Origin of the sequence: Bradyrhizobium icense (assembly GCF_001693385.1) — a bacterium.
GTDB lineage: Bacteria > Pseudomonadota > Alphaproteobacteria > Rhizobiales > Xanthobacteraceae > Bradyrhizobium > Bradyrhizobium icense.
In genome coordinates, this window is record NZ_CP016428.1 from 3,451,405 (window position 1) to 3,466,764 (window position 15,360).

General features: G+C 63.3%; 13 protein-coding genes and 2 pseudogenes. 9 read left to right on the top strand and 6 right to left on the bottom strand.

Features of this window, described 5'->3' with window-relative positions; translation table 11 throughout:
* Nucleotide 1 precedes the first annotated feature (1 nt).
* A complete protein-coding gene (locus LMTR13_RS16090) occupies nucleotides 2-247 on the bottom strand; it encodes a zinc-finger domain-containing protein (RefSeq protein ID WP_057843934.1) in 246 nt (81 codons plus the stop codon).
* A 249-nt stretch (nucleotides 248-496) separates the two neighbouring features.
* On the opposite strand from LMTR13_RS16090, the gene LMTR13_RS16095 reads away from it, so the two are divergent.
* Nucleotides 497-1,657, top strand: coding sequence for a hypothetical protein (locus LMTR13_RS16095; RefSeq protein WP_065728722.1), 1,161 nt, complete (start codon nucleotides 497-499; stop codon nucleotides 1,655-1,657).
* A gap of 55 nt (nucleotides 1,658-1,712) precedes the next feature.
* Nucleotides 1,713-2,465 (top strand): alpha/beta fold hydrolase, encoded by a 753-nt coding sequence (locus LMTR13_RS39340; protein ID WP_083219069.1) that lies wholly within the window; start codon nucleotides 1,713-1,715, stop codon nucleotides 2,463-2,465.
* A 15-nt stretch (nucleotides 2,466-2,480) separates the two neighbouring features.
* Here LMTR13_RS39340 and LMTR13_RS16100 read toward each other — a convergent pair.
* Nucleotides 2,481-3,806, bottom strand: a pseudogene (locus tag LMTR13_RS16100) (hypothetical protein); the annotation flags it as partial.
* A gap of 237 nt (nucleotides 3,807-4,043) precedes the next feature.
* Here LMTR13_RS16100 and cysE point away from each other — a divergent pair.
* Together cysE and LMTR13_RS16110 are read left to right on the top strand one after the other, a co-directional pair.
* On the top strand, nucleotides 4,044-4,871 hold the full coding sequence (gene cysE, locus LMTR13_RS16105; RefSeq protein ID WP_065728724.1) for a serine O-acetyltransferase: 828 nt from the start codon (nucleotides 4,044-4,046) through the stop codon (nucleotides 4,869-4,871).
* Nucleotides 4,872-5,066: 195 nt separating this feature from the next.
* Nucleotides 5,067-5,285, top strand: a complete 219-nt coding sequence (locus LMTR13_RS16110) for a DUF3126 family protein (protein WP_065732730.1) — start codon at nucleotides 5,067-5,069, stop codon at nucleotides 5,283-5,285.
* 123 nt (nucleotides 5,286-5,408) lie between these two features.
* On the opposite strand, the gene LMTR13_RS16115 is transcribed toward LMTR13_RS16110, so the two are convergent.
* Nucleotides 5,409-6,122 carry a hypothetical protein gene (locus LMTR13_RS16115; RefSeq protein WP_065728725.1) on the bottom strand — a complete coding sequence of 238 codons (714 nt, stop codon included), beginning with the start codon at nucleotides 6,120-6,122 and terminating at the stop codon, nucleotides 5,409-5,411.
* A 219-nt stretch (nucleotides 6,123-6,341) separates the two neighbouring features.
* On the opposite strand from LMTR13_RS16115, the gene LMTR13_RS16120 reads away from it, so the two are divergent.
* The 4 genes and pseudogenes from LMTR13_RS16120 to LMTR13_RS42550 all read left to right on the top strand — a co-directional run bounded on the left by LMTR13_RS16120 (nucleotide 6,342) and on the right by LMTR13_RS42550 (nucleotide 9,207).
* Nucleotides 6,342-6,671 (top strand): DUF6949 family protein, encoded by a 330-nt coding sequence (locus tag LMTR13_RS16120; protein WP_065728726.1) that lies wholly within the window; start codon nucleotides 6,342-6,344, stop codon nucleotides 6,669-6,671.
* Nucleotides 6,672-6,745: 74 nt separating this feature from the next.
* A complete protein-coding gene (locus LMTR13_RS16125; RefSeq protein ID WP_057843886.1) occupies nucleotides 6,746-7,276 on the top strand; it encodes a gamma carbonic anhydrase family protein in 531 nt (176 codons plus the stop codon).
* A 913-nt stretch (nucleotides 7,277-8,189) separates the two neighbouring features.
* Nucleotides 8,190-8,561: pseudogene (locus tag LMTR13_RS42545) on the top strand (HAMP domain-containing protein); the annotation flags it as partial.
* A gap of 103 nt (nucleotides 8,562-8,664) precedes the next feature.
* The gene (locus LMTR13_RS42550) at nucleotides 8,665-9,207 is read left to right on the top strand and encodes a PAS domain-containing protein (RefSeq protein ID WP_250637236.1); all 543 of its coding nucleotides are present in this window, start codon (nucleotides 8,665-8,667) and stop codon (nucleotides 9,205-9,207) included.
* A gap of 14 nt (nucleotides 9,208-9,221) precedes the next feature.
* Here LMTR13_RS42550 and LMTR13_RS41725 read toward each other — a convergent pair whose 3' ends face one another.
* The 3 genes from LMTR13_RS41725 to LMTR13_RS40820 are packed head-to-tail and all read right to left on the bottom strand — an operon-like array spanning nucleotide 9,222 to nucleotide 9,885.
* The gene (locus LMTR13_RS41725) at nucleotides 9,222-9,389 is read right to left on the bottom strand and encodes a ribosome modulation factor (protein ID WP_197521112.1); all 168 of its coding nucleotides are present in this window, start codon (nucleotides 9,387-9,389) and stop codon (nucleotides 9,222-9,224) included.
* On the bottom strand, nucleotides 9,386-9,613 hold the full coding sequence (locus tag LMTR13_RS16135; RefSeq protein ID WP_065728727.1) for a hypothetical protein: 228 nt from the start codon (nucleotides 9,611-9,613) through the stop codon (nucleotides 9,386-9,388). Before LMTR13_RS16135 ends, LMTR13_RS41725 begins: the two co-directional genes overlap by 4 nt.
* Nucleotides 9,601-9,885: a hypothetical protein gene (locus LMTR13_RS40820; protein WP_197521113.1), complete on the bottom strand. Its 285-nt coding sequence runs from the start codon at nucleotides 9,883-9,885 to the stop codon at nucleotides 9,601-9,603. The genes LMTR13_RS16135 and LMTR13_RS40820 overlap by 13 nt, the downstream gene beginning before the upstream one ends.
* A gap of 600 nt (nucleotides 9,886-10,485) precedes the next feature.
* On the opposite strand from LMTR13_RS40820, the gene LMTR13_RS16145 reads away from it, so the two are divergent.
* Nucleotides 10,486-15,153 carry a beta strand repeat-containing protein gene (locus LMTR13_RS16145; protein WP_065728729.1) on the top strand — a complete coding sequence of 1,556 codons (4,668 nt, stop codon included), beginning with the start codon at nucleotides 10,486-10,488 and terminating at the stop codon, nucleotides 15,151-15,153.
* Nucleotides 15,154-15,360 lie beyond the last annotated feature (207 nt).

The following is a 15,360-nucleotide window of genomic DNA, read 5'->3' on the forward strand; positions in this document are numbered from 1 at the left end:
GTCAGGCGACCTTGTCCCTCAGGACGCATTCCGGCGGGCGGGCCTCACCTGCGGCGAGGTCGGGGGCAAAGCGGTACAGCGTCGAGCAATAGGGGCAGATGATCTCGTTGTCGTTGCCAAGGTCGAGAAACACGTGCGGATGGTCGAACGGCGGCTTGGCGCCCACGCACATGAATTCCTGCGAGCCGATCTCGATTACCGATACTCCGGCGTCGTTATGGAAATGCGGGACGACATGGTCGGACATCAGCTTCACCTTGGATTTCAACGATGAGCGCACGCATTCAACGCAACGCGGCAGCTTCGAAATGCCGCGCACCATAGTGGGGGGTGCCGATGATTCCTAGAGCCGATTCGGGATGTCCCCGCCGCACATTTGCTCATGCAAATTCGACACAATCTTGTCGTCGGAGAAAAGCCCTTCTTTCGTCGGGGCAGTTGTGTCTTAAAAACGGCATACCATCTTGAGAAGGACGAAAACATTAGGCTTTTTTGGATGAGGCGATTGCGGTTCGGTTCGGCCCTAGCAGGGGCGCTGGGATGCCTGGCGCTCAGCCTGGCGGTGTGCGCGGCGCTGTGGCCGCACGCCCGCGAGGCCGGCGCCATTTTGGCCGCACAGGACGATCCCGCGACACTGTCCGACATCCAGATCAATTCCGCGTTGCGGGCCAACCAGGCGCTGGTCGCCAGCCATATCGAGGCAGCGCTCGCGGAAGGCGATTCCGATCTCGCCAACAGCTTCGTCGAACTCGCCCGCGACAAAGGCATTGCCGTCAGCGACGAACTATCGAAGCGCGTTAGCGATGCCGTTGCCGACGCAGGTTCGGCGTCGCATTTTGCCAAGCGTTTTGCCACGGGTTTCGTGGTCGGCAATGCCGACGATGTCGCAAGCCTGTCGGGTACGGTTGCCGGCGATCTCTTCGTCTACGGCGATATCAGGGACGTTGTTCGCGAAGGCAAGCACCTCGCGACGGGCGAGGACGTGGACCGGCTGGTGCTGGGCCTTGCGATGGTCGGGCTCGCGGTGACCGCCGCGACCTACGTCTCCGTCGGCGGGGTCAGTCCGGTGCGCGCCGGCCTCAGCATGGTCAAGAGCGCCCGCAAGGTCGGACGGCTGGGCGAGGGACTGACGCAATGGGCCGGTCGCTCGGTGCGAGAGGTCGTCGATGCGCCGGTCCTGCAGCAGGCGGTCGCGAAAGGTTCGGTGCTGCGGCCGGGCCAGACCATCAGCGCAATCCAGGCGGCGTTCCGCGCCGAGAAGGCCGGCGCACTGGTGCGGCTGGCGAAAGATGTCGGACGCGTCGGCGAAAAGGCCGGCACGCGTGGCGCGCTCGACGCCCTGCGCATCGCGCAAGGCCCGAAGGACGTTGCGCGCGCCGCGCGGCTTGCGGAATCCAACGGCGGTCAGACCCGCGCGATTTTGAAAGTGCTCGGCCGCGGCGCGCTGCTGCTGGCTGCCGGGACGTTCAATCTGACGATGTGGGTATTCGGTGCGATATTGGCGCTATTCGGATTTCTGTCGTCGATCAAAGCAACCACCGAGCGGTCCACCGAAGCGTGGCTGCGTCGCAAGAAGGCGCGGCGCTTGAGAAAGGAGGCGGCGGCAGCATGCTTGCCGGCCGCCCCGGCGCTGGCGGGCGCTGCCGCCCGCGGCTAAACTTGCGGTCATTGCAAGGTCGCGAATTCCAATCCCCCCAAAAACGGAACTGATAATGCCGAGTTTTCACAACGGCGCTGTCGAAATTGCTTATCTCGACGAAGGCGAGGGCGATCCGATCGTCCTCGTGCACGGCTTTGCCTCCAGCAAGAACGTGAACTGGGTTTATCCGACGTGGGTTTCCGACTTACGGAAGGACGGCCGCCGCGTGATCGCGCTCGACAATCGCGGTCACGGCGATTCCGAAAAGCTCTACGATTCCGCCGCTTACGAACTTGCGATGATGGCAAGTGACGTCATCGCGCTGCTGGATCATCTGGGAATCGAACGCGCCGACATCATGGGCTATTCGCTGGGATCGCGAATGACGGCGATCCTGGCGCGCGAGCAGCCGCAGCGGCTGCGCTCAGCGATTCTAGGCGGCATCGGGATTGGACTGATCGAGGGCGGCGGCCCCGGCGAGAACGTGGCCATTGCGCTGGAAGCGCCGTCGCTGGAGGACGTCACCGATCCGGTCGGCCGCACGTTTCGTGCCTTCGCCGACCAGACCCGATCCGACCGCCGCGCGCTTGCCGCCTGCCTGCGCGGCTCGCGGCGGCTGATGACAGCGGACGAGGCCGCCGGGATCGGCGTGCCGGTGCTGATTGCGGTCGGCACCAGGGACGAAATCGCCGGCTCAGCCGCGGCGCTCGGGAAGATCATTCCGGGTGCCGAGGTGCTCGACATTCCGAACCGCGATCACATGCGCGCGGTCGGCGACAAGGTCTACAAGGTCGGGGTCATCGACTTCCTGTCGCGGCGGCAATGAGCGGTCGCGCGCGTCTTCGCCGGCGAATTGCCTGGCGGCTGCGATCAGCACCACCATGGTTGCAAGCCACGCCATCCGCGCACCGTAGCGATCGTGAGGGCCCGATATCGCGGCACAGACGAACGCGTTGCCGAGCAGGGCGAACGAGACCGTCCCGGCGAGCAAGGTGAGATCGTCGAACCGTCGGCGCAGCACGCCGCGGCCGAACAGCACGACGGCCAGCAGCATTGAGGCCAGCGCAACGGGAATGTGAATCCGGTTGATCGCAGTGAAGTCGAAATGCCAGCGCTGCTGCTGTGCCGCGCGCATCGGCTTCACCTGGGCGGGAAGAAAGCGCTCGATGATGCCGTAGGTATGGCCGAGCCAGCCATTGGTCCCTTCGCCGGTCCCGACGTAGACGAGTTGTTGTGCCGTTGCGGTCAGCGCCGCCTTCGCCTGCCAGGCCGGATATTCGGCCAGCGAATGCAACACGATGAAGCCCATCTCATCGCCCAGTCCCTGAAAGCGGCCAAGCGTGTTGAACATGCTGCTGCCCCACAGGAACTGGTCGGCGGTGGCGGGAAGCTGATCGCGATAGGGACACAGCTTGAAATTCTGCTTCGGGCAATGATCGCGCAAATACTGCGCGACGATGCCATCCTGGAGCATCCGTGCGAACGCGACACCGTATCCGCCGGGCGTCCACGCCAGTTTCCCGGACAACGCGAAATTGGTCGACAGTAACAGCGCCGCTCCGGCGACGATGGTGAGGCTGCCCTGCGTCAGTGCGGAAACGGAAATCCGCCCGCGCAGAAAGGGACGCGCGATCCAGCCGACGCAGCACAGTCCGAGCAGCACCGCGAGCGTTGCGCTGTGGGTCGCCGCGGCGAAAGCGGTGAGGCCGAACAGCAGGCATTTTTCCGGGATCGACGTTCGCTTGCCATGCGCAACCAGGATAAAGAGCGAAAGCACCGACAACCCGGCGAAAATGTCGGTCAGGAGCGTGCTGGCAAGAAAGGGCAGCGAGGTGGTCAAGGCCAGCACGAGGCTCATGGCCAGCAGCCGCAACGGCTCGGATATGCCGAGCACGCGCAGCGTTAACTGGAGGATCCATAGCGTCGCCAGCGCGTTGATCCCGAGATTGATCCAGAAGCTCGAATCCTCGCCGAAGTGAAGATAGAGGCCGAACGTGGTGGAGCGGCTGGGGACCAGGTAGCCTTCGTACCACCGGGCCAGATAGCCGCCGGTGTCCCACTGGAGCAGGGGATAGCCATTCCACAGGGCAGGGGCCAGCAACATCAATGGGATGGCGATGGCGGCGATCCAGGCCGACCGCGAGTTCGCAGCGGTACGCGCCCGCAATGTCTGCGTGCTGATGTGGCTTCCCCCCAGTTTGGGCCAGCATCCGCCGAATGGCGGGCGGTCCGAAATTCACCAATAGTCGGACGTCCTCCGGCTTGATTTCCGGAATTTGCTGACCACCTTGAACTGACCCCGATGGCATCCGGCGGCGATTTACTTTGCCGAAGCCAACCCGGGACAGCCGCCCGCCCGCCGTGCTATAATACCAACTATACGAGTGAATTTGCGAGAGCAATCATGGCAGTGCATCAGGTCAATCCGCAGGGTTCGAAACTGGCCGCGCTCGATCCGATCTGGGACCGGGTGCGAGGCGAGGCTGAGGATATCGTCCGGCGCGAGCCCGAACTCGCTTCCTTCATCTATTCGACCGTGCTGCATCACGATCGCCTGGAAGAGTCGGTGGTGCATCGTCTCGCCGAGCGGCTCGATCATTCGGCGCTATCGGGCGATTTGATCCGGCAGACCTATGACGAGGCGCTGCGCGACGAGCCCGATCTCGGCAATGCGTTCCGCGCCGACCTGATCGCCGTCTACGACCGCGATCCCGCAACCTCGCGCTTCATTGATCCGTTGCTCTACTTCAAGGGTTTTCACGCACTGCAGACCCATCGCCTGGCGCACTGGCTCTATCAAAAGGGCCGCAAGGACTTTGCCTACTACCTGCAGAGCCGTTCGTCGGCGGTGTTTCAGACCGATATCAACCCCGCTGCCAAAATCGGCCGCGGCATTTTCCTCGATCACGCGACCGGCTTCGTCTGCGGCGAGACCGCCGTGATCGACGATGACGTTTCGATCCTGCACGGCGTCACGCTGGGAGGCACCGGCAAGGAGAACGAGGATCGTCATCCGAAGATCAGGCGCGGCGTGTTGATCGGGGCAGGCGCCAAGATTCTCGGCAATATCGAGATCGGCCATTGCGCGCGCGTCGCCGCGGGCTCGGTCGTGGTCAAGCCGGTGCCGCATAACGTCACGGTGGCCGGCGTCCCCGCGAAGATCGTCGGCGAGGCCGGCTGTGCGGAGCCGTCGCGCACCATGGATCAGATGCTCGGCGCTATCGGGCTTTGATTTTCCACCTATTCTGCGGCCGATCTTTGTGAAGTTACGCGCATCGCGTTTTCAAGCGAAGCGTGAAGAAAACGCGTCAAAACAAGGAATAGAGCCTCGGTTCTGATCCAACCAGAACCGAAAAGGCTCTGGCGGTCGGCGCCGTCTCGTCCTAAAACCTCCCCGGAAATTTAAAGAATCCGATTGGAGACCGCCGTGGACGTTCAGGAAGTCAGGAAGCTCGACGCCTATCTCAAGCGCGTATTCAGCAATCCCAAGATCCGCGTCGTGCCGCGGCCGAAAAAGGATGACTCCGCCGAAGTCTATATCGGCGAGGAATTCATCGGCGTGCTGTTCGTCGATGACGAGGACGACGATCGTTCGTTCCAGTTTCAGATGGCGATCCTCGAGGAAGACCTGGCCGACGTCGGGTAAGACACTCGCTGTGACGCAGTAGGGTGGGCGAAGCGCAGCGTGCCCACCAACTTATTTTCGTATTCGTGATTGCGATAATGGGCACGGCGCAATTGCGCCTTTGCCCACCCTACAAAATCGAGGCTATCCCTTCGGCCCGCGCATTTGCGCCGTCAGGCGGTCCATCGCATTCGCAACGTCGCGCCATTGCGAAAGCCAGCTCCGCGGAAAGCGGAACGTCAGGTCGGCGCCGTCGACGCGGCGCTCGCTCAGGCACATGCCGGGGGTCAGGCCGTCGCGGGTGCAGCGCGCGTTGAGGCTCGGCGCGCCGGCGGAGAACAGGTCCTCGTTGGCATAGGGCGAGCCGTCGCGAAAGGAGCGCATCGTCAATCCGTCGTCGATCGATGTCGCGCTCTGTTCGAGGTAGCGGGGATAGATCGTGCGCACCCGCGTGTCCGGCGCCAGCGTGTCGTGGTGGGCCGATATTGACAGGAATATACGGTCGATCGGCTGCACCTTATCTTCGATCGTATCGGCGCTGACGTGCTTCGGCGCATCCGGCGCTTCAAGCGACGGGAAGACGAAACTGAGATCAACCCGCTCCTGCGGTCCGGAGTGGCGCTGGACCTTGCGGCGGATCGCTGACGTCGGCACGTTGAAGAGCGTTGCGCCGACGCTGACCGGCAACCGGCCCGGAGCGCTGGCGGGCCGCGCCACCCAGGTCGGCCACAGCAAATAAGCGACCAGCGCAATGGCGCCCGCGGTGATGGTTACCGCGACCATGATCAGGATCATATGCGAGCGCGGGTCCCTGCGCGTGTCACGAGCGAGGTGCTGGGCCGTCGAAAGCAAGGTCATGAACAAAGCATCAGTCGAGGAGGAACCAGGCGAATCATCCCGCGAATATGCCATGGGCCGCGCGATTTCCGCACGATTTCGCGGGCGTTCCGGCCGCGACAGCCATGCGCAAACGACGTTCCAGCGGCCCGTTGTTAACCCTTCCTTAAGGATGCTGTGGCGGCCGCCGGCCGATTTTGCGAAAGCAGGGCGCGGTTTGTCGAGTTGCGAGAAGTTGTCATGTCGCCCGATGCGTTGAATTCGCTGTTCGCCCTGTGCATCGGCTTTGCGCTCGCAGGCGCGCTCGCCAGCGGTTATCAGGCGATGGCGGCGCGGCCGGCGGGATTCGGGTTGCTTGGGGAAGGCGTGGCGCCGAAGACATTTGCGGCCGTGCCGTTTCTGGTCTTCGCCGCACCCTTCATCATCATGCGCAACACGCTGCGCGGCGCGAAGATCGAGCGCCGCCGCTTCGAATTCGTGATGATGGCAACCGTGCTGTCAGGCTTCTGGAGCATGATGTCCGGTACGTTCTTCCTGATGACGCTGCGTGCCGCCGGCGTGCTGACCTGAAGCTGGCGGCCGGGTTCGCTTGATCCCGCGCCAGCGGCTATGCCAAGGTCCCCGCTAACGGAGACCTTTTTGTTATGGCGATCTACGAACTCGACGGACAGGGGCCTGAACTCCCCGCAAACGGAAACTATTTTATCGCGGATACCGCTGTCGTGATCGGCAAGGTGCGCCTGCTGGATTCCGCCAGCGTGTGGTTCGGCGCAGTGCTGCGCGGCGACAATGAATGGATCGAAATCGGCGAAGGCTCCAACGTGCAGGACAATTCGACCTGCCACACCGACCGCGGCTTTCCACTGACGATCGGCAAGAACTGCACCGTCGGCCACAATGTCATCCTGCACGGCTGCACGCTCGAAGACGACGCGCTGGTCGGCATGGGCTCGATCGTCATGAACGGCGCGAAGATACGCCGCGGCAGCATCGTCGGCGCGGGATCGGTCATCACCGAAGGCAAGGAATATCCCGAATATTCCCTGATCATCGGCTCGCCGGCGCGCGTGATCCGCACTTTGTCACCCGAGCAGGTGACGGCGATGGGAAGTGCTGCAAAATTCTACGCGCTCAACGGGCCGCGATTCAAAAACGGACTGAAGAAGATCGGCTGAAGACAGTCCGCTTCGGTTCCGTCTCGGGCGCTTTCGCGAAACCACGGCCTCCGAAGGTTATCTCGCTTACGCTTCAGTAACCGTCGTGCAGGAGTAACCGTCGTGCAGGGAACCGTGGTTCCATGGCGGTATCCCGTATTACCACCGGTTGCAATCTTAACCCTGTGATAGCGCAGGTGCTTTAGGCTCTATCGTTCTGGAGCGATGGCCGACGGAAGCACTAACCCTGAACGCCCGACCTCGCACCCTGCCGGAGGCCGGATCGATGAAAAGAATGATGGCTGGGCTCGTCGGCTGGATGAGCGATCTCAGCGTTACCGAGAAAATCTACGGCATCGCTGCCGGGTTGATGGTCGTCACCATCGTGCTGATGGTGATGTCGATCCAGTCGGTGCGGCTGCAAACCGGATATCGGCACCTGCAGGCATCGTCGGCCCAGGCCGCAACCAACGTCAGCCAGGCCAATAGTCTCATCTACGCCATCGTCATGGAATCGCGCGGCATCTACATGTCGACCGACCGGGCGAAGGTGAAGCAGTACGCCGACGCTCTCCTCAAGCGTAACCGCGAACTGGCCGGCGTGATGGAGCGGTGGAAGGAAACGGTCCGCGCCGACGACGTCGAGCAGTTTACGGCTTTCAAGCGACGCATCGACCAGTTCATCGAATTCCGGAAGGAACTCGTGCGGCGTGCGGTCGACATCAGCCCGGCGGCTGGCCGCGAATGGGGCGACAACGACGCCAACCGTGCGCCGCGCACGCAGCTCAGCGACGACCTCGAGGCGCTGGCGCGGATCTACAATGAACGGGCCGTCGAAGCCGCGAATCTCGGAGACCAGGGCCGCTATGCCGCCTTCTATCTGTTCGCACTCGGACTTGGCGCGCTGATATTTGCCGGACTCAACGTGCTCGTGATGCGACGGTCCGTCATCGGGCCGTTGCAGGAAATCACCGAGGCTACCGACCGGATCGCCGCCGGCAACGTCAATAGCCATATTCCGCATTACGCCCGTGCCGACGAGATCGGACGGCTGGCCTACGCCGTTCAGAATTTTCGTGACGCCGTGAGCCGCAACTTCGAACTCGAGGAGCTGAAGGCCGGTACCGCGAGGCAACGCGATGCAGCGATGGATGAGCGCGACAAGTTCAACGACAAGTACCAAGCCACAAAATGGCAACTGACTGCGGCCATCAACAGCATGCCGCAGGGCCTGATCATGCTCGACGGCAAGGCGCAGGTCCTGGCGCTGAATGACCAGTACCGAAAGCTCTACGGTCTGCCCGTGAAGATCAAGGCGGGATCGTCGCTGGAGGAGATCCTGCAGCATCGGGTCGACAGCGGGCTGTTCAAAGGCGACATCAAGCAATCTCGCCGCGATCATCGACCGCATCGGAAAACGGCAGCCGACCTCCTACGAAATCAGCCTCACCGACGGCCGCTTGATCAAGATCCACGAGCGTCCGATGGATGGCGGCGGCTGGGTGTCGGTGCAGGAAGACGTTACCGCACAAAGGAAAGGTCAAGCCATTCTGGAGCGGACGGAAGAGTTTCTGGCCGCGATCGTCGAAAACATACCAGAGGGGATTCTCGTCAAGGACGCGCGCAATCTGCGATATCTGTTCGTCAACAAGGCGGCCGAAGAAATGATCGGCATGTCGCGCGGGGAAATCATGGGAAAAACACCCCGCGAGCTGTTTCCGGAATCGGCTGCCGAATTGATCGAGCGGCGCGATCGCCAGTTGCTGGAGCGCAAGCAGCAGCTCGAGGTGATCGTCGATACCGTCGACAACCCGGTCAAGGGCCCGCGCACCATTGCTGTGCGGCGGCTTCAGATCGGCGGCCCGGATCGCGAGTCCCATTTGTTCGTGAGCATGGTCGAAGACCGGACCGGCCACACCGACGTTGCGGCCCCGACCGAAGCTGCGGCGTAACGATCGCAGGCGGCTCAGCTACCTTCGCTTTCGTTCGCCTCGCGGGAGCCGGCGACCTTTTCATGGCCGGCGGCCCAGAGCGCATGCTGCTCGCTGCCATCTTGATATGGATTGGCTTCTGCCGGAATGTTCTGGCGCGCGGCGCGCTGGCCTTGCTCGAAAGGGTCCGGGTCGGAATTCATGATGGCGTCCTTCCGGTTTTCGATCCCGTCTTCCGCGCCGTCCCAGCCTTCGAAAGTCCGGCGCTTTTCTTCAGCGCGTCCTTGAGGTCGATCGGGATGCCGTGCTTCTTCAGCAGGTCAGCAAAGGCTTCGTCAGCCAGTTCCTGAAATGTCGCCATCCGGTCACGTGCAAGCTGTTTGAGCTTGTCGAGCGTGTCATCGTCGAAGGCGATCAATTTGCGCAAGCGTCACCACTCCGGCCGTCGAGCGGATGTGAATGAATGATCTGGCAGGGAAATCGTTCCGGCAGGAACAAGGCCACGGCGCTGTCGTTGCTTTCAAAAAGGAGATCTCCGATGAAGCTGGCGTCTGCAGCCGCCGCAGTCGCGGCAATCACAATCCTGGTATCGCCGGTCGTTTCATTTGCACAGAGCGTCGGCGGAACATCCACCGGCAGCCCCGGCACCACTGGCTCACCGGGCGCGGGCTCGGCCGGCGTGGGTACGCCAGGAGTCACCAGCGTGCCGCCAGGTCCTGCGACTCCGGGTGGGTTAAACAATGCCGGTCAAGGTCCGAGCGGCGCGGCAAATCCGTCCAGGCTTGCGCCGCCGCCCCCGCCTGGCACCAATACTGCCGGCACCGCGCAGTCGTCAGGCCGTGGCGTAACGACCGGCTCAGCGAGAGCGGGCAGTTCAACCGATGATGCTGTGATCAACGAAGAAAACAAGACGGTCGAACGCAAGATAAAGGGCATTTGCCGCGGCTGCTAAATCCATGCTCGAGCGATGCAGTCACGTACTGCGCGCGATCCCTGCTGGCCTGCCTGCCATCACCTGCCATCAATCGCAATTTTCTGATAAATTGCACATGCTAATTGATACATCCTTAGATAAGCGCATGGAACTTTGCCGCGCGTGCATAGAACCTCTGCATATCTGGCAAAGAACTTGTGAATGCGGGAAGTCCGCAGTGCCGCGACCTGTCGAGGATGGTGGTTCGATTGATGGTCTCATTTGCGTCGGGTCTCTCATCGGCCATCAAGTCGTGCGCCCGGGATTTTCGGGCTTCGGCCAGCTCGATCGCCCTTGTGTGGGGTTTGGGTTGCGCGCAGCCGTCGATGGCGCAATCGCTGCCGACGGGTGGAACGGTGGTAAGCGGGAACGTTGCGATCGGCTCGACGTCTCCCACCAATCTGACGATCACCCAGTCGAGCCCTACCGGCATCGTCAACTGGTCGAGCTTCTCGGTCGGGCAGGGCAACCAGGTTCAGTTCAACAACGGTAGCGGCGCGACGCTCAACCGCGTCACCGGCAACGTGCCGTCATCGATCAACGGCGTGGTGTCGGCGACCGGCTCGGTCTATCTCGTCAATCCCTCGGGGATCGTCGTCGGGCCGACCGGCGTGGTCAAGACCGGCGGCAGTTTTGTCGCCTCGACGCTCGATGTCAGGGACGCGGATTTCCGCGCCGGCGGATCGCTGAGCTTCAGCGGCAACAGCAACGCCTCGGTCGTGAATCTCGGCAAGATCGGGTCTTCGAACGGCGACGTCGTTTTGGTCGCACGCCAGGTTCGCAACGAGGGCTCGCTGACCGCGCGCAACGGCGCCGCCGCGATGGCGTCCGGCAGCGAGGTGGTGCTGAGCGACGGATCGCTCGGCAACGGCAAGGTGCTGGTGCGGCGTCCGGCTCAGAATGGCGAGATCCGCAACAGCGGCGCGATCCGCGCCGCGGAAGTGGAATTGCGTGCCAATGGCGGCAACATCTATGCGCTCGCGGGCAACACCGGCCGCGCGATCTCGGCAACGGGTTTTGCCAGCAAGGGCGGACGAATTTTCCTCACGGCCGAGGGTGGTTCGGTCAACGTGACGCAGAAGGTGGTAGCACGGCGCGTTCAGGCGGACGTTGCGCCGACGCCGCCGCGCGCAGGCGTCACTGCACGGCGCTCGTTCAGCGGCGGCGACGTCGTCGTCAGCGCCGACAAGGTTGTGGTCGGCGGCGCCATCGCTGCAAAAGGCCGCAACGGCGCGGGCGGCACTGTCGTGGTGACCGGAAAGGATGTCACGCTGACGTCAGGCGCAAAGATCGACGCCGGCGGAACGTCGGGCGGCACCGTGCTGATCGGCGGCGACCGCGCCGGCGGATCAAACGCCGCCCTCAAGTTTCTGCCGCAAGTGATCGCCAATGCGCAGACCACCACGATCGAGGCGGGCGCGACGATCACGGCAAACGGCACGTCGGGCGCGGGCGGCAATGTGGTCGTGTGGTCGGACGGCACGACGTCGTTTGGCGGCACGATCGGCGCGGCGGGGCTGCGCGGCGGCTTCATCGAGACCTCGGGACATCAGCTCAACTTCGCCGGCGGCAGCATCGATGCCGGCCGCGGCGGCACCTGGCTGCTCGATCCGGTCGACCTGACCATCGATGCGACGCTCGCCGGCACCATCGCGACCGCGCTCAATGGGGGCAGCGACGTCACCCAGGAAACGAACGCGTCCGGCGGCGGCGGCGACATCACGGTGGCAAGCGGCATAAGCTGGTCGACCGGTGCGACGCTGACGCTGAGCGCCTATCGCAACATCGCAGTCAACGCCAACATCACGAGCACCGGCGGCGGCGGCGTTGTGTTGCGTGCCGACAATGCCGGCGCGGGCACCGGCACCGTGACGTTCGGCGGCGGCCAGGTGTCGACCGCGGGAACGGTCTCGATCTTCTACAATCCGACCGGCAGCAGCTCGACCGTCAATTCCACCAAGTACACGGCGCCGACGCAGACGAATTTCAGCGGGAATGTCACCGGAGGTGCCACGCTCAAGGCGTACATGCTGGTCAACAATGTCTTCGACCTGCAGAATATGAAGAACAACCTGGCCAGCACCTATGCGCTCGGCCGCGACATCGATGCCGGCATCACGTCCGGCTGGAACAGCGGCGCCGGGTTCGAGCCGATCGGCGCCGGAACCGGCTTCACCGGAAGCTTGAACGGCGAGGGCCACACGATCTCCGGCCTCTTCATCAACCGGATAACCCAAAACGTCGGATTGATCGGCTATCTCGGCACCGGCGGCTCGGTGACAAGCCTCGGCGTCATTGGTGCGACCGTAACCGGCAGGACGGCTGTCGGCGCGGTCGTCGGCACGAACTACGGGGCGGTCACGAATGTCTACTCGAGTGGCGGGTCGATCACCGCCACCGAAGCCGGCGCCGGCGGTCTCGTCGGCTACAACTTTCAGATCGTGTCGAATGCCTATTCGAACAGCATCGTGAGCGGACCGCTCTACGTTGGCGGCGCCATCGGGCTGAACAATGTCGCCAATCTCGGCGGCAGCTTGACCGCCGGCTCCATATCACAGATCTATGCGACGGGCGCCGTGAGCGGCACGGGCGCCAGCCCGAGCGCTGTCGGCGGGCTTGTCGGCTTCAACGGCGGCTCAGTCACGGCGTCCTACTGGGACACATATGCGAGCGGACAGGCTTCCGCCATCGGCAGCGGCTCGGGCAGCGTGACGGCCGTGACCAGCGATCCCGCGCAGTCAGCCGCGGCCAATTACGCCTTCAAGCAGACCGCCTATGGCAGCTTCAGCTTTCCGGGAACGGGCTCGACCGACTGGTTCATGATCGACGGCCAGACCCGGCCGTTCGGCCGCTGGGAATACCAAACCACCATCACCAACGCGCACCAGCTTCAACTGATGGCGATGGATCTCGGCGCGAGCTACACGCTGGCCCGCGACATCGACGTCGGTCCCGCGCTTGCGGCAGTCGGCGGAAAATATCCCGGCATGTGGTCACAGGCCGGCTTTTCGCCGATCGGCGATTTGTCCAACCAGTTCACCGGCAACTTCGACGGGCAGGGTCATGTGATCTCAAACCTGATGATCAACCGGTCGTCGACCAACTATGTCGGTCTTTTCGGATACTCCTCAGCCGGCGCTGCGCTACGCAATGTGAGCTTGCAGACCGCGACCATCGCTGGCGCGGCGCGCGTCGGTACCTTGGCCGGCCTGGCGAAGGGGCCCGTCAGTAATGCTTCCGCGACCGGCACCGTCATGGCGAACAGTTACGGCGGCGGACTGCTGGGCGAGAATGGGGGAAGCCTTGCCAATAGCTGGGCAGCCGTCACCGTCGCCGGAACGACCGCCAGCAGTTCTTCCATGGGCGGTTTGTCGGGATGGAATAACGGTGGCACGATCCAGGACAGCTACGCGACCGGCAATGCGATGGCCGGCACCGGCGGCACGCGCGCCGGCGGCCTCGCCGGTCAGAACAACGGCAGCATCTTCAGGAGCTATGCCACTGGAGCGGTTAGTGGCGGCAGCCAGGGGGTCGGCGGGTTGGTCGGATACAACAGCAGTGGGTCAACCCTCGCCGATTCCTATGCGACCGGAGCCGTGACCGCTACAGGTTTCGGGGGCGGGCTGCTCGGCATCAACTCGGTAGGCGCTTCCGTCAGCAATTCCTACGCGACCGGAGCCGTCACCGTCACGTCGGCGACCCTCGCCACCGTATTCGGGGGCGGATTGGTCGGCAGCAACTCCGGAGTCGTTACGAAGTCCTATGCGACCGGTGCCGTAGACGTTGCGTCCACGTCCGCAGCGGCGACGTCTACTTCGGCGGGCGGGCTGATCGGCAGCAACGGTAGCACGGCTACGCTCACGCAATCCTACGCGACCGGTGCGGCCAGTGCTACCTCCACCGCCGGATCAGCGATGGCCGGCGGATTGATCGGCAACCACGGCAGTACAGGCACGGTCACGCAGACGTACGCGATCGGCGCTGCGAATGCCGTCTCTACATCCGGCGCCACAGCCGCCGGCGGCTTGGTCGGATCGGTTACGGGCACCGGGGCCATCACGTCGTCCTACTGGGACACCGATACGTCCGGAAGGGTGAATGCGGTCGGAAGCGGCAGCAGCGCCGGCATCACTGGCCTCACCACCAGCCAGATGCAGAATCCGGCAAACTACGCGTCGACCTACGCAGGCTGGGATTTCGCAACCGTCTGGTCGGCGCCGAGCATCGGCTACTATCCGCAGCTCTACGGCGTCAACTACGTGCTGCGAGTCGATCCCGCCAATGCGTCGCGAGTCTATGGCGACGCCAACCCGGCGTTGACCTATTCGATCTATGGCCTGCATGCCGGCGATACCGCCGCAATCATCACCGGCCTCTCGGTATCGACGGCGGCGACCGCGACTTCGAATGTCGGCACCTACGCAATCAGCGCAAGTGGCGGCAGCGCCGTCAGCGTCTCGGGGCAGGCCTATCGTTTTGTCGATGCACCCGGCGCGTTGACGGTCACGCCGCGCGCGATCACGGCGACGGCCGACGCCAAGAGCCGCGCCTATGGCGATGCCAATCCCGCGCTGACCTATCAGATCGGTGGCGCAGGCCTCGTCAATGGCGACGCGCTGGCGGGCGCGTTGGCAACGTCGGCGACGGCCTCCAGCAATGCTGGCATCTACGGGATCACGCAGGGAACGCTGGCGGCCTCATCGAATTACGCCTTTACCTTTGTTGGCGCGAACCTCACCATTACACCAACGGCCACACCTCGCGTACCGCTTGCAGAACTCGGTTCCTACATGAACTCGCGGGCGCCGCTGCCTGCGCCGCGACCACCAGAGCAGATGCGCGAGTCCGCAAGCATCGAGCAGTCAGCTCCCGCGATCATCTGCAAATCCAGGCAATGTCTCGCGCTTCCTCATCCCGACAACCGTCGGATTGGCGCACGCGCCAGATTCGTCGATGCGGATAGCGATCGCCTTCCAGCCTTCGTCGACAATTGATGTTGTTGCTCGCGCGCGGCCGCACGATGCGACTGCACCTCTACGACCTCGATACACGCAATGATTGCCGTTCTTGCGGCAATTCAACCGTGCACGCTGCAGTTCTGCCACACGTGGAACTCAACCTTAAGCCGTTCTTAATCCATAAACCATATTGGTTGACTTATTCATTGTTCGCGGTGTGCGACAGAACGTCGGAACGTGCAG

Coding starts and splice junctions, on each gene's coding strand:
- LMTR13_RS16115 (WP_065728725.1), bottom strand. CDS start 6,122: ATGACCTTGCTTTCGACGGCCCAGCACCTCGCTCGTGACACGCGCAGG.
- LMTR13_RS41725 (WP_197521112.1), bottom strand. CDS start 9,389: ATGAATTCCGACCCGGACCCTTTCGAGCAAGGCCAGCGCGCCGCGCGC.
- LMTR13_RS16120 (WP_065728726.1), top strand. CDS start 6,342: ATGTCGCCCGATGCGTTGAATTCGCTGTTCGCCCTGTGCATCGGCTTT.
- LMTR13_RS16095 (WP_065728722.1), top strand. CDS start 497: ATGAGGCGATTGCGGTTCGGTTCGGCCCTAGCAGGGGCGCTGGGATGC.
- LMTR13_RS39340 (WP_083219069.1), top strand. CDS start 1,713: ATGCCGAGTTTTCACAACGGCGCTGTCGAAATTGCTTATCTCGACGAA.
- LMTR13_RS16125 (WP_057843886.1), top strand. CDS start 6,746: ATGGCGATCTACGAACTCGACGGACAGGGGCCTGAACTCCCCGCAAAC.
- LMTR13_RS16090 (WP_057843934.1), bottom strand. CDS start 247: ATGTCCGACCATGTCGTCCCGCATTTCCATAACGACGCCGGAGTATCG.
- LMTR13_RS16145 (WP_065728729.1), top strand. CDS start 10,486: ATGGCGCAATCGCTGCCGACGGGTGGAACGGTGGTAAGCGGGAACGTT.
- cysE (WP_065728724.1), top strand. CDS start 4,044: ATGGCAGTGCATCAGGTCAATCCGCAGGGTTCGAAACTGGCCGCGCTC.